8 protein-coding genes are annotated in these 13,202 nt (G+C 75.0%); 1 reads left to right on the plus strand and 7 read right to left on the minus strand.

The features are described 5' to 3' along the window. Positions 1-10: 10 nt before the first annotated feature. On the minus strand, positions 11-3,529 hold the full coding sequence (locus ABZX65_RS12450; RefSeq protein ID WP_355337147.1) for an ABC transporter permease: 3,519 nt from the start codon (positions 3,527-3,529) through the stop codon (positions 11-13). Positions 3,530-3,661: 132 nt separating this feature from the next. Further along, complete coding sequence (locus ABZX65_RS12455) at positions 3,662-4,066, minus strand: globin (protein WP_355337149.1); 405 nt, start codon at positions 4,064-4,066, stop codon at positions 3,662-3,664. A 235-nt stretch (positions 4,067-4,301) separates the two neighbouring features. On the opposite strand from ABZX65_RS12455, the gene ABZX65_RS12460 reads away from it, so the two are divergent. After that, entirely contained in the window at positions 4,302-5,372 is a 1,071-nt protein-coding gene (locus tag ABZX65_RS12460) for a methyltransferase domain-containing protein (protein ID WP_355337247.1), read from the plus strand. 91 nt (positions 5,373-5,463) lie between these two features. On the opposite strand, the gene ABZX65_RS12465 is transcribed toward ABZX65_RS12460, so the two are convergent. The 5 genes from ABZX65_RS12465 to ABZX65_RS12485 form a co-directional block, all read right to left on the minus strand. After that, positions 5,464-6,207, minus strand: coding sequence for an N-acyl homoserine lactonase family protein (locus ABZX65_RS12465; protein WP_355337151.1), 744 nt, complete (start codon positions 6,205-6,207; stop codon positions 5,464-5,466). After that, positions 6,177-7,328 (minus strand): FHA domain-containing protein, encoded by a 1,152-nt coding sequence (locus ABZX65_RS12470; protein ID WP_355337153.1) that lies wholly within the window; start codon positions 7,326-7,328, stop codon positions 6,177-6,179. The genes ABZX65_RS12465 and ABZX65_RS12470 overlap by 31 nt, the downstream gene beginning before the upstream one ends. Before the next feature lie 106 nt (positions 7,329-7,434). Next, complete coding sequence (locus ABZX65_RS12475; protein ID WP_355337155.1) at positions 7,435-8,781, minus strand: VWA domain-containing protein; 1,347 nt, start codon at positions 8,779-8,781, stop codon at positions 7,435-7,437. A 14-nt stretch (positions 8,782-8,795) separates the two neighbouring features. Then, a complete protein-coding gene (locus ABZX65_RS12480) occupies positions 8,796-10,445 on the minus strand; it encodes a PP2C family serine/threonine-protein phosphatase (protein WP_355337157.1) in 1,650 nt (549 codons plus the stop codon). Positions 10,446-10,459: 14 nt separating this feature from the next. After that, positions 10,460-13,075: a tetratricopeptide repeat protein gene (locus ABZX65_RS12485; protein ID WP_355337159.1), complete on the minus strand. Its 2,616-nt coding sequence runs from the start codon at positions 13,073-13,075 to the stop codon at positions 10,460-10,462. Positions 13,076-13,202: the final 127 nt, after the last annotated feature.

Here is a 13,202-nt window from a genome sequence, read left to right on the forward strand (position 1 = left end):
GTCCGGCATCTCAGTCCTCCCCCTGCCGCCGCAGCGCCGCCGCCGGATCGCCGCGGCGCACCGCGGTGGCGAGGACGACGACCAGCGGCGCGATCAGGACGACGCCCAGCAGTTCGGCCAGCGGCCCCGCGGGCATCTCGACCAGCAGATCGGGGACGGGCCGGGCGGCCTGCGAAGTGAGCACGACCAGCGGGGTGATCAGCCGGGTCAGCAGCGCGCCCAGCACCACGCCCACGACGAGCGAGATCAGCACGAGCGTCCCCTGTTCCGCGGCGATCATCCGGGCCAACTGGCGGCGCGGGGTGCCCAGGGCGCGCAGCACCGCGAATTCGCCGTTGCGCTCCCTGATCGCGCCGACCGCGCTGACCGCGAAGCCGACCGCGGCCAGTACGGCCGCGGCGATCACCGCGGCGGGCAGCGCCGACTGCGGTCCCGCGCCCAGCGGATCGGCCCGCAGATCCGCCGCGGTCTCGTCCCGTACGAGCACCACGTCGACGTCGGTTCGGGCGCGCAACGCGGCGGCGACCCGCGCGGTCGTGCCGGGCCCGGTGGCCAGCCACCACTCGGTGGGCTCCATGGAACGCGCGTCCTGCGACTCCAACAGCCGGTTGACGGACCGGAGATCGAGCAGCAGGGCGCCCGCGTCCAGGTCCTCCCGGCTCTGCGCGTCCTGCGCACCGTCCGCGGCGGCGGCGCTCCGGTCCGCCGTGCCGGGGATCGCGCGGACGGCGGCCGTGACGCGGGCGACGATGTCCACACCGTTGAGCTGGAGCCGCACGGTGCCGCCGACCTTCGCGCCGACTGCCTTGAGGTACGAGTCGGTGGCGACGGCCGGGAGTTCGGGCGGCACGAGCGATTCGACGCGCGCGCGTACGGTGGCGGTCGGCGGCGCCTGCCAGCTGTCCGGGACCACCTCCGTGGAACCGGTGGCGTACTCCAGGCCGAACAGCGCGGGGCCGCCCAGCACGGGCGGTTCGGCGGACGGCGGCACCGCACCGGGATCGCCCGCCAGGCTCGGGTCGTCGAAGTCCGCCCGCGCGTCCCACGAAGCGGCGCCCCGCGCCGTACCGGTACCCGCCGCGCTCAGCGCCTCGCCGCCGCCGTCCGGCCCGACGACCCGCGCGGAGGAGATCGTCAGTCGGTGCGTCTCTTTCACGCCCGGCAGCGAGAAGACGGTGTCGATCCGGGTCAGCCGCAGCGGTCCCGCAGGGCCGCCGCCCGCCGTGCCCGCCGCAGAGGCCAGGTCCAGGGTGAGCCGGTGCGGGGCGCCGTCCGGCGGCAGATCGCCCAGCTCGAACTCGTACACCACACCCGTGGCGTCCGTCAGCGCGGCGGTCAGATGGTCGGGGCCGTTGGCGGACGCGATCGGGCGGCCGTGCCGGTCCACCGCCCGCAGCGAGGCGGTGAACTCCACCCGGTGCGCGTCACCGGGGACGGCGAACCCGCCCGAATCCCCGGCGCTCCCGGCGGCCCCGCCCGAATCCCCAGCAGCCCGGCCCGAATCCTCGGCGCTCCCGGCGGCCCGGCCCGAATCCCCGGCCTTCCCGCCCGAATCCCCGCCACTCCCCGCGGCCCCGCCCTTCCCTCCCGCCCTCAGCGGCGCGAGCAGCTCCGCGACCGGCCGCCCCGCCGTGAGGTCGGAGCGGAACCGCATCGCCCTGCCCGCCTGCTCGGTGTCGATGGCCAGGACCGTCGCGTGCCGCTGCTGGGTCAGCAGCACCTCGTCGCGGGCCGCGGGGGCCACCGCGGTGATGCCCGGCACCTTCGCGTAGATCCCGGCCTGCCCGAACGGCGGGGTCGTCATCCCGGTGACCCTGATGTCGGAGCCGACGGTGAAGTCCGCCTGGTCGCGCTGCGAACGGTCCCAGCTCGCGCCCTGCCCGATCGCGAACATCCCCATCGCCACGGCCAGTACCAGCAGCAGCACCGCGCTCGCGCCGCGCCGCGGACGGCGGGCGAACTGCCAGCCCGCCAGGGCCGGCGCGAGTCCGCGACCGCGCGCCGCGCGCCGCTCACCGAACCCGGCCGCCAGCGGCAGCAGCCGCAGCACCAGCACCGTGCCCGCCAGCAGGCACAGCGCGGGCGCGGCCACCAGGACCGGGTCCACGCCGAGACCGCCCGCGCCGTCGGCGCTCAGCACGCCGCTGCCGGACGCCCGGCGCTGCAACTGCCAGTACGCGACCCCGGCGACCACCAGCAGCCCGACGTCCGCCCCGGCCTGGAGGGCGCCCGGCAGCGCGCCCCGCCGGGACCGCGCCGCGCGCCCGGCCGTGAAGGAGCCGCCGCCGCGCACCGCGGGCACGATCACCGCGAAGGCGCAGGCCAGCGCCGCGCACACGGCCACGAGCCAGGCCGCGCCGCCACTGCCGCCGCCGAGCGTGACCCCGGTACGGGCCAGCGCGCCGGTCCCCGCCAGGAGTCGCGTGACGGGACCGGCGAGCAGCGGCGCGATCAGCGCGGCGGGCACCGCCAGCAGCAGCGCCTCCCCGGCCGCCAGCCGGGCCACCCGCGAGCGGGAGCCGCCGCGGGCCCGCAGCAGCGCGGTCTCCCCGGCCCGCTCCTCGGCCAGCAGTTGCGCGACCAGCAGCAGCGCGAAGGCCGCCAGGATGACGAGCTGGAGCGCGCCGATCAGCAGCGTCGAACGGGTCACCAGCAGGCTGCGGCGCAGCCCGTCGAGCAGCGTCGGCAGCTCGCTCGACACCTGCGCGGAGCCGGTCGGCTTCGCGTCATGGAGGTCGGCGACGGCCGCTTTCGCGCTGCGCTCCAGCGCGTCCATCCGGCCCACGCCCACGCCGCCGAAGTCCGCCGTGCCCTGCCAGGACATCTCGGCGGGCGCCACCCGCCCCGAGCCGAAGGTGCCGCCGTCCACGAGCATCGGCCCGTAGGTGGTGAACGACAGCGTGTGGATGCCGCGTCCGCGCAGCGGGTCCAGGTGCCAGTACGGCGCGGCGGGGTCGGCGGGGCGGTAGAGGCCGGTCACGCGGATGCGCAGCGGCGGCCCGCCGAGCCGGTCGGTGAGCGTGAGGACGCTGCCGGTGCGCACGGTGAGCGCCTGGGCCGCGACCACCGGCATGGCGACCCGCACCTCGGGGGAGCCCTTGGCCGCGGGCGTCGGCCAGGCGCCCTCGGTGATCGTGACGCGCGAGCGGTCGAAGGTGGCCAGCAGCGTCAGATCCGGGTCCCCGCCCTTCGGCGACCCGGCGGGGCGCAGCGCGAACGGCAGGCCGTACGGGCCCGACCTGGTGCTCGACCTGACCGTGGCCGGCAGCCCGTCGAAGGCGTCGGGCACGATGCGCCGTACGGCCGAATCCAGCCCGTCCCGCGTCGGCCCGGTGACCGATGCCTGCACCTCGACCGTCGACCGGTCCGCGGCCTGGTGCTGGAGGGTGCGGCGCAGCGCCGCGTCGCCGATCGCGCCGGTGAAGGCGGTGAAGGTGGCCAGCACGGAGGTGGTGAGGACCACCGTGAGCAGCGCGGCGGCGAGCAGCAACCGGTGCGCCCGGACGCGCAGCAGCACGAAACCGGTCACCGGCGAGCCCCCGTCCTGTCGCTGACCGGATGGTCTCAAAGGGGGAGGGCGTGGTGAACGGTGCCGGAGGTTGTCGGAATACGATCGTGACCGACCGTTGAGCGGACGATTCGCCTCCGCTCAGGGCCGTTTTCAGCCGGGGGTGTTGACCATCGACGCGGCGGCGTACGTCAGGTAGTCCCACAACTGCTGTTCGTGCGCGGGTTCAAGGCCCAACTCGTCGACCGCCGCCCGCATATGGCGCAGCCACGCGTCGTGCGCCGCCTTGTTCACCTCGAAGGGCGCGTGCCGCATCCGCAGCCGCGGGTGGCCGCGCTCGTCGCTGTACGTGCGGGGACCGCCCCAGTACTGCATGAGGAAGAGCCGCAGCCGGTCCTCCGCCGGGCCGAGATCCTCCTCGGGGTACATCGCCCGCAGTTCGGGATCGCCCGCCACCCCCTGATAGAAGACGTGCACCAGACGGCGGAAGGTTTCCTCGCCGCCGACCAGCTCGTAGAACGTCTGCTGCTGCACCGTGCCGCGCGGGATCTCATTCACACCCCCATGGTCGCAGAAGGACCGGCCGAGTACCGGAGTCGTAGGACCGGGCCCGCGGGCGCACGATGGAGGCATGGCCGACACAGACGCGGAAGCGGGCACGGAGGGTACGGACACGGGCGCGGACGGTACGACCTCGGATACGGATACGGATACAGCTACGGGCGCGGATACGGGTACGGGTACGGGCGCGGCCGGGCGGTACCGGGCCGCGGCCTCCGCGCTGCGCACCCGCATGGTCCGCCGCATCGTCGCGGGCGGCGGCCTCACCGACCCGGCCTGGCGGGCCGCCTTCGCCGAGGTGCCGCGCCACCTGTTCGTACCCGACTACCAGCGCTCGGCGCACGGCGGCGGGCAGGACCGGCTCACCGCCGCCGACCCCGACCCGCGCCACCGGCTGCGCTGGCTCGCGGGCAGCTACGCCGACCGGCCGATCGCCACCGACGTGGTGGACGGCGAACTGCTCTCCTCCAGCAGCCAGCCCTCGCTGATGGCCCTGATGTGCGAAGCGCTCGACGTGGCGGACGGCCACCGCGTCCTGGAGATCGGCGCCGGAACCGGCTACAACGCGGCGCTGCTGGCCCACCGGCTCGGCCCCGACGCCGTCACCACCATCGACCTGGACGAGCGGATCACCGCCGCCGCCCGCGCGCACCTGGCCGCGTACGGCACACCCGCCGCCCGCTCCGTCACCGTCGTCACCGGCGACGGCGCGCTCGGCCACCCGCCCGGCGCCCCGTACGACCGGGTGATCGCGACCTGCGAACTGCCCGCGATCCCGGCGGCCTGGCTCGCCCAATGCCGGCCGGGCGCCCGGATCCTCGCGCCCCTCGGGACCGGGCTGATCGCGCTCACCGTGCGGAGCGCCACCGAGGCCGAAGGGCATTTCCTGGCCACCCCGGCTTTCTTCGTCCCGCTGCGCGGCCCCTCCACGACGGCCCCTGCGCCCGCCGCCGACGACGCGGCGCAGGAGGTACGGGCCACCCGCACACCGCCGCGGATCATCGGCAACGACCTCTTCCGCTTCCTGCTCACCCTCGTCGCGGGCCCGCTGGACCTCACCTGGTCGCCCGGGACCGGCACCGCCCGGCTGCTGGCCGCCGACGGCTCCACCGCCCGCGTCACCGCCGACGGCACGACCCGCGTCAGCGGCCCCCGCGACCTGTGGGCGCTCGCCGAGTCCGCGCACACCGTCTTCCGCGACCTCGGCCACCCGGCCAGGCCCCGCTTCGGCCTCACCGTCGACGGCCCCCGCCAGTGGACCTGGCTGGACGACCCGGCGGGCCCGTACCGCTGGCCGCTGTGAGCCGCGGCGGCCGGAAAAGCCCCCGGCCGCTGTGAGCCGCGGCGGCCGGAAAAGCCCCCCGCCGCTCTGAGCCGCGGCGGCCGAGAAGCCCTCAGCCGGACAGCGGCTCCCAGACCGCCGCGTCGTGCGCGAACAGAATCCGCCGCGGGTCGTACGCCAGCAGCCGCTCCACCCACGGGTCGGGCTCGGGCAGCGGCGCACCCGCACCGTCGGCGGCGGCCAGGACCGCGCCCTGCGCGGCGGCGAAGTCGGACGCCGAGGTGTGCGTCTGACCGGCCAGGATCACCGTCCCGTCCGGCCTGCGGATCACCAGCGACTGGTGACCGACCGTGTGACCAGGCGTCGGCAGAATCCACAGCCCCGGACGGATCTCCACTTCACCGGTCAGCTCCTCGTAGCGGGCGCCGGGGAAGCCGACCAGATGCTCGGGCGTGTGGCCGCCGCCGCGCGCCACCGCCAGCTCGGCGTCCTGCACCAGCACCGGAGTGCCGGGGAAGAGCGGATTGCCGCCGATGTGGTCGAAGTGCAGATGGCAGTTGACCACCAGCGCGATGTCCGCGGTCGTCACCCCCGCCGCGGCGAGCGCGTCGGGCAGCGGACGGCGGTACGGGCGGTAGTGCGCGTCCGTCTCGGGGTCCGCGGTGCCGATCCCGGTGTCGAAGAGCAGGAGTTCGCCGTCGTGCTCGACCAGATAGCCGAGCGCGGGCTCCACCCGCGGCTTCCCGTCGGCGGTCTCGGAGCCCGGCCGGACGAACCGGCCCAGGTCGAGGCGGCGCAGGGCCGCTCCCGTACCGGACACCCGCGTCACGCCCGGCGGAGTGTGATCGTCGTCCATGCCCCCACGTGGACCCGGTCGCCCTCGAAGAGCGGGATCGGGGTGTACGGGCGGATCGCGTCCTCGCCCAGGTTGACCGTGGTGCCGTTGGTGGAGTCCTGGTCGACCACCGCCCAGGAGCCGTCCGGCTGCTGGACCAGCACCGCGTGCTGGTGGGAGACGCCCGGGTCCTCGGGGGAGCGGGACAGGTCGATGTCGGGGGCCTCACCGGTGCTCTGGCGGCGCCGTCCGATGGTGATCTGGTTGCCGATCAGGGGCAGTTGGATCTCCGGCGAGAACGCGGGGAAGTACAGGCCCTCCGCGTCCGGGCCGCTGCGGGCCATCATCGCGGTGAAGTACTCCCGGTCCGCGCCGATCACCGCGACCCACGCCGTACCGGCGGACGCCGCGGGCGGCTCGTGGCCGGACCCGGGGGAGACCGAGGGCCCGGACTGCTCACCGGACAGATACGGGTTCTGGAACGGGGGCGCCGCCGGCGAGGACGGCGCGTGCTCGGGGCCGCCGCCCTCGATCGGGCGGCGCGTGGCGGACGCGGGCGGAGCCGCCGACGCCTCGGTGGGCGTCGGCCGCGCGGCGGGCGGCTGCTCGGCGGAGACCTCCGGCTCCGCCACCGGAGCCGGACCCGTCCCCACCGCCTTCACCTGCGAGGACGGCGGGTCCAGCAGGAAGTCCCCGGAACCCGACGTCACCGACTGCGACGGCAGCGGCTCCGCCGGCCGGTTCACCTGCGAGGGGCGGGACCGCTGCGAGCCGTAGTCCGGATACGGCGGGAAACCGGACGCCGTCGGCGGCGGAACGGGCGGGGCGGGCGGCGCGACGAAGGTGGTGGAGGTGTGCGTCTGGAAGTTGAAACGGCACTCCTCGCAGAACAGCGCCATCCCCTCCCGCGGCGTCCCGCACTGCGGGCACACCTCCGGCGCCGCCGGCCCGTCCGGCTCGTAGCCGCGCGACGACGCCCCCGGCGAGGTCGACACCGGCGAACTGGACGCCGACGCGGACGCGGACGCCGACGAGGACGGCGGCCGGGTCCCGTACGAGGACGACGGCACGGCGATCCGCATCCCGCAGACCTCGCACCAGTCGTCGGTCCCGGACTGATGGCCGTTCGGACAAGTCGGCATGGTGCTGGCTCCCCCTCCGCCCGCCGGGGGCGGGGTCACAATCCGTGCGAGCTGCTGACGGTTACGTCCTCACACGTTACGTCGTCACATGTCGCGACCGCACGGGTCACTTCTTCACACGCACGGTCTTCGTCGACCGGGTCTCCAGGGTCATCTCGTCCGCGTCGGCGACCCTGGCCTTCAGCCGCACCGTACCGCTCGCCGCGTCGACCACGTCCACGACCTTCGACAGCAGCTTCGCGGTGTCCTCGTTGCCCGACGCGCTCGCGAGCTGCACCGCGCGGCCCAGCTTTGCCGTCGCGCCGTCCATGTCACCGGACTTGCGGGCCTCCAGACCCTGCTGGATGACCTGCGCCAGCTCCGCCTGCCCGGTGTAGTGGGCGACCTGCGGGTTGATCCGGGTGGAGGCGGCCATGTCGTCCGTCCACACCGCGCGGACCAGGCCCTGCGACAGCACCTCGACGGTGCCGTCCGGCTGCGGCAGCACCAGCGACAGCCGCGCCGCCAGCATCTCCTGGCCGACTCCGGCCACCGGCACCCGCACGCACACGTGGTAGTCACGGGACTCGTCGCCCCACGACCCGGTCGGGTAGTCGCCCGCGCGCGGACCGGCCTCGGTGCGCCGCGCGCTCAGGTCCTCCACGGTCGGCGCGACCTGCTTCACGAACGCGATCTCGGAGCCCTGCGGGGTCCACAGCCGCAGGCTGACGTCCGCGACCTCCTTGCCCATCGCGTTCTCCATCATCGCCTGGAAGTCCGCGGCGAGTCCGGCCGGATCGGCGACGATGTCGACCGAGCCGAGCATCGCCGAGGCGATCCCGGTCAGCTCCTTGACCTCCCAGTCGGTGCCGACACCGCGCGCGTCACAGGTGAAACGGCCCGTGCACGCGTCGAGGGTGGCCTGAAGGTCCTCCGGCTTCTCGTGCTCGTTGCGGCCGTCGGTGAGCAGGATGCCGTGCCGTATGGCCACGTCGGTGCTGGCCAGCAGCCGGTCGGCCAGCCGCAGCCAGGTGCCGATCGCGGTGCCGCCGCCCGCCGTCAGCTTGCGCAGCGCCTGCTTGGCCTGCGCGCGGGTGGTCGGATCGGCCACCGCCAGCGTGCCGTTGGCCGGGTAGACCTCGCGCGCCTGGTGGGTGCCGCCGACCACCGCGAAGGCGACGCCGTCGCGGATGGTGTCGATCGCGACGGCCGTGGCGTCACGGGCGTTGCGCATCTTCGTCGGCGGATACTCCATCGAGCCCGAGCAGTCGACCATGATCACCACGCCCGCGCTGGGCGCCGCGCCCCCGGCGGCGGACGCCGGACCCGGCAGCGGCTGACCGCCCGAGGTGCCGCCGCCGGTCGACGTCACGGTGACGATGGCGTTGACCTCGCGGCCGCCCTCGGGAAGGAACTCGTTCTGATAGATGTCGACCGAGAACTGCGGCACGTTCGACTTCGAGAATTTGGCCATCGGTACTGCGCTCCTTAAAGCCCGTTCACAGCCCCGCCCAGGCCCTCCGTGACCTGGGCGGGTGGGAATCCTGCCCGCGACACGGCGGCCGGGAACGGCAGCACCGCGACCGTTACGTTGTCGTGGCCGCCGCCGTCCAGCGCCACCCCGACCAGCGTCCGCGCGCTGTGCAGCGGGCGGGTCCTGGCGTCCGGCGGTACGACCTCGGCCATCTCGGCGGCCGACTCCGCGTAGTTCCACAGCCCGTCGGTGCACACCACGATGACGCCGGGGCTCTCCGGCTGGAAGGCCGCCACATGCGGGTCGACCTCGACGGCGTCCGCGCCGAGCCAGCCGGTGATCGCGTGCGCCCGGTCGTCCGCGTACGCCTCCGCCTCGGTCATCAGACCGGCGGACACCATCCTGGCCGCCCACGAGTCGTCCTCGGTGAGCCGGGCCGACGGGCGGTCGCGGTCGTCGGGGATCCAGTACGCGCGGCTGTCGCCGATCCAGCCGACGGTGAAGACCGGGCCGGTGACGACGGCGCTGACGCAGGTGCAGGCCGGTGCGTTGTGGTGCGGGACGCCGTCCTGGGTCTCCTCCCCGGCGAGCGCGCTCACCGCGTCGAAGGCCGCCATCAGCGCGCCGCGCATGGCCTCCTCGGCGGGGGCGCCGCGCTCCAGCGAGGCCAGCAGCGACTCGTTGCCCGCCACCGACGCGGCGGCCGACGCGTCGTCCGGGCGGTACGCGGTGGACACGCCGTCGCAGACCACCGCGGCGACCGCCGGGGTGCCGTCCGGCAGCGAGGTCGTGGACAGGGCGAAGGCGTCCTCGTTGCGGTGGTGCCGCAGCCCGCGGTCGCTCACCGCGGCCACGCCCTCCAACTCCTGCTCCTGGTGGTCCCGTTTGCGCGGCTGGGCGTGCCCGCAGTGCTCGCAGTACCCGTCCGCGTCGACCCCGCCGAGGCCGCACGCCACGCACACCGTGCCGTTCTCCTCCGCCGGTTCCTCCTCACGCGGATCCGACACCTTCGCACCGGCCAGCGGCACCCCGAGCGCGAGCGTGTCGCCGCCGCCGCCCGGCTGCGCCGCGGCCTGCGGGGGAGCGAGCAGGAACGCGTCGGTCGCGGGGCCTTCGCCTTCGGCTCCACCGCCGGGTTGCCCGGTGCCGCCGTGCCCGTCGCCGAGCCGGCCGTCCTGGCCGGCGCCTGCGGCCTGCGGGCGCGCGCCGCCGTGCGGGTCGCCGCCCGCGCCCGCCGCTCCGGCAGCCGAAGGCGCGGCGCCTGCCGATCGGTCACTCGCCGTTCCGGCAGCGGAAGGCGCGGCGCCTGCCGATCGGTCACTCGCCGTTCCGGCAGCCGGGTGTCCGGCGCTCGCGCCCGCCGTACCGCCTGCGGCGCCGGGCCCTTCACCGGGGGTCCCGGCAGCGGCGGCCGTGGAACCGAGGCGGTCGCCGTCCGTGCCCGCGAGGCCGGCGGCCGAGGGCGCGGCGCCCGCCGTACCGCCCGCGGCGCCGGGCGCTTCCGCGCCGGAAGGCGAGGCGGCGGACCCCGCCGTTGACGGGTCCGCGCCGGAGGCGCTGAGGCTGAGGTCCGCGCCGCAGTGTTCGCAGAAGCGGTCCTCCGCGTCCAGCGGCTCCGCACAGGAGGGGCACAGCGTCGTCGTGGAAGGCGGCGACTCGGGCATTGGCGGCATCTCGTTTACACCCACGTCCGGGGGCGGAAGCGGTTGGCGCGTTCCACCAGTTCGATCCTCGTACTGCCCTGCTGGGCGAGCCTGGCCAGCACCCGGTACGAGCGCTCCAGGCCGAACCGCAGGTCCCGCTCGTTCAGGGCGGAGCCCAGAACGGCCTTGTGCGGTCCGGCTGTTGACGGTACGCCCGGAGCGCCCGCCGGGAGGTCCCCGACACGGCCCGCCAGCACCCAGTCCAGCGCGCTGCCCAGCACCTCGGTGGCGAGCTGCTCGCGCCGGTCGGAGTCCAGGCCCTGCCGTTGCAGCTCCTCGACCTGGAGCCCGGCCGCCTGGAGGTCGGCCAGCAGCGGCTCCTGCGGCGATCTGTCCCGCAGCCGGGCCCTGATCGCCGCCACCCGCGCGGCGGTGAAGTGGATCGACGACTCGGGCACCGACTCCAGGACGCGTACCGCCCCCTGCCGGTCACCGGAGGCCAGCAGCACCCGGCCGAGACCGAAGGCCGCGCTCACATAGCTCTGGTCGGTCGTCCACACCAGCCGGTAGTACTCGGCCGCGTTGTCCAACTGCCCCAGCACCTCGGCGCAGATGCCCAGCGCCAGCTTCGGCGCGGGCTCACCGGGGAACGCGTCGTAGACCGCGTCGAAGCTCAGCGCCGCCGTCTCGTGGTCGCCCGTGCACAGCGCCGCCAGGCCGCGGTGCCACACCACCCGCCAGTCGATGGCGTCGTCCTCGGCGTCGGCGAGCGTCGCCATCACCTGCTGGGCGCCGTCGAGGTCGGCCATCTCCAGCCGCGCCCGCAGCTCCCGCAGCCGCTTCTCCACCGAGTCCTGCGGCGCGGAGTGCAGCGCCGCCACCAGCTCGGCCGGGGCCGCGGCCGAAAGCCCGGCCAGGAAGCCCGCGTTGGGGTCGGCGGGGTCGACATGCGGTACGGGCAGCGCCAGTACGGCCGCGCCCGCGTTCAGCCGCGACACGGTGGGGCTGGTGGCGGGCGGCGGGCCCCAGTTGGGCAGCGGGGCGCCGATCACGGTCGGGCTGTACGCGCCGGGGCCGGGCACCGCGGGCAGCCCCGCGGGCTGGGCCGGGATGCTTCCGGCGGGCAGCGCGGGCGCCGACCCGTTGCCGCCGACCCGGTCGCGGCGCCGCGACGCCTTCTCCAGCGCGCGGTCGGCGCCGAGCGTCGAGGTGTCACCGGTCACCGGCCGTACCAACTCGGTGTCCACCACGCGCAGTTCGGGGCCGAAAAGGGTGGACAGCGCGGGCCGCGGGCGGCCGGTCTCCAGGGCGACGACCTCGCGCAGCACGCCCAGGAGCTGGTCGGACATCTCCTCGGCGGAGGAGAACCGCTTGTCCGGGTCCGGGTCGGTCGCGCGGACCAGCAGCCGGTAGAAGGACTCGTAGCGGGAGAAGACCTCGATGTTGCCCGGGTCGGGCAGGCTGTCCACGAAGACGTTCGTGTAGCCCTGGAAGTCGAAGGTCAGCACCGCGAGCGTCCGCGCCACCGTGTACAGGTCGGAAGCGACCGAGGGGCCGACCTCGGCGACCTCGGGCGCCTGGTAGCCGACCGTGCCGTATATCGCCGACTCGGTGTCGTCCATCCGCCGCACGGCGCCCATGTCGATCAGTTCGAGCCGGTCCTCGGTCTGGATGGCGTTGTCGACCTTGAAGTCGCAGTAGAGCAGATTGCGGCTGTGCAGGTGCCCCAGCGCGTCCAGCGCCTCGATGGCGTACGCGATGGCCTGCGCGACCGGCAGCGGCTCGCGCCTGCCGTCCGGCGTACGCCGCTCGTTGGCGATCTCCTTCATCGACTTGCCGCCGACGTACGCCATCACGATGTACCCGTCGAGGGTGCCGGTGCGCTGGTCGAGGTGCTCGACGAAGTTGTAGATCCGGACGATGTTGGGGTGCTCGATCTCGGCGAGGAAGCGCCGCTCGGAGACGGCCGCGGCCAGCGCGTCCTCGTCCCCGGTGTCGAGCAGGCCCTTGAGCACCACCCAGCGGTCGGACACCGCCCGGTCCACCGCCAGGTAGATCCAGCCGAGACCGCCGTGCGCCAGGCAGCCCACCACGTCGTACTGGCCGTGCACGATGTCGCCGGGCCGCAGCTTGGGCGAGAACGAGTACGGGTGGCCGCACTTGCTGCAGTAGCCCTCGGTACGGCCGGGGCGGTCGCCGCGGCTGCGGCCGACGGGCGCGCCGCAGTCGCCCTTGCTGCAAAAGCGCTTGCGCTCGGGCACCTCGGGGTTCTCCAGCACCGCGGCGGCCGGGTCCGGCCGCGGCACCGTCGGCACCGACACCAGGCCCGCGCCGAGCTTGCCGCGGGTGGAGCCGCTGCTGGAACTGCGGCTGCTGCGCACCGACACCGAACGGCCGGTGGCGGTGCCGCTCAGCGACCGCGACAGCCGCCCGGAGACCGAACGGCGCGAGGCGCGGGAGGAGGACTTGGAGGACCGCGAGGAGGAGTGCGACGAGGTCTGCGAGGACACCGAACGGCCGGAGCGGCCCGAGTCCGCGCCGCGCGCGCCGGGCACCGAGCCCGCCGCGCCCACCGGACCCGCGCCGCCCTGCGCGGCCACCGGCAGCGGCGCGAGGCCGCAGGTGTCGCAGTACAGCTCGCCGCCTCCCATGTCCTCCAAGGTCCCGCCGCAACCGGGCCGTTGGCACTTGCTCACGGTGTTCCCCCTCAGCCTTTCCCCTGTCGCGCGTACGCCACGCGCGCCCTGTACGCAACGGTCCCGCCCGACGACGACATTC

The organism is Streptomyces sp. NPDC003300, from assembly GCF_040610915.1.
In the GTDB taxonomy this organism is placed as follows: domain Bacteria; phylum Actinomycetota; class Actinomycetes; order Streptomycetales; family Streptomycetaceae; genus Actinacidiphila.

Coding starts and splice junctions, on each gene's coding strand:
- ABZX65_RS12475 (WP_355337155.1), bottom strand. CDS start 8,781: ATGGCCAAATTCTCGAAGTCGAACGTGCCGCAGTTCTCGGTCGACATC.
- ABZX65_RS12480 (WP_355337157.1), bottom strand. CDS start 10,445: ATGCCCGAGTCGCCGCCTTCCACGACGACGCTGTGCCCCTCCTGTGCG.
- ABZX65_RS12485 (WP_355337159.1), bottom strand. CDS start 13,075: ATGGGAGGCGGCGAGCTGTACTGCGACACCTGCGGCCTCGCGCCGCTG.
- ABZX65_RS12460 (WP_355337247.1), top strand. CDS start 4,302: ATGGTCCGCCGCATCGTCGCGGGCGGCGGCCTCACCGACCCGGCCTGG.
- ABZX65_RS12470 (WP_355337153.1), bottom strand. CDS start 7,328: ATGCCGACTTGTCCGAACGGCCATCAGTCCGGGACCGACGACTGGTGC.
- ABZX65_RS12465 (WP_355337151.1), bottom strand. CDS start 6,207: ATGGACGACGATCACACTCCGCCGGGCGTGACGCGGGTGTCCGGTACG.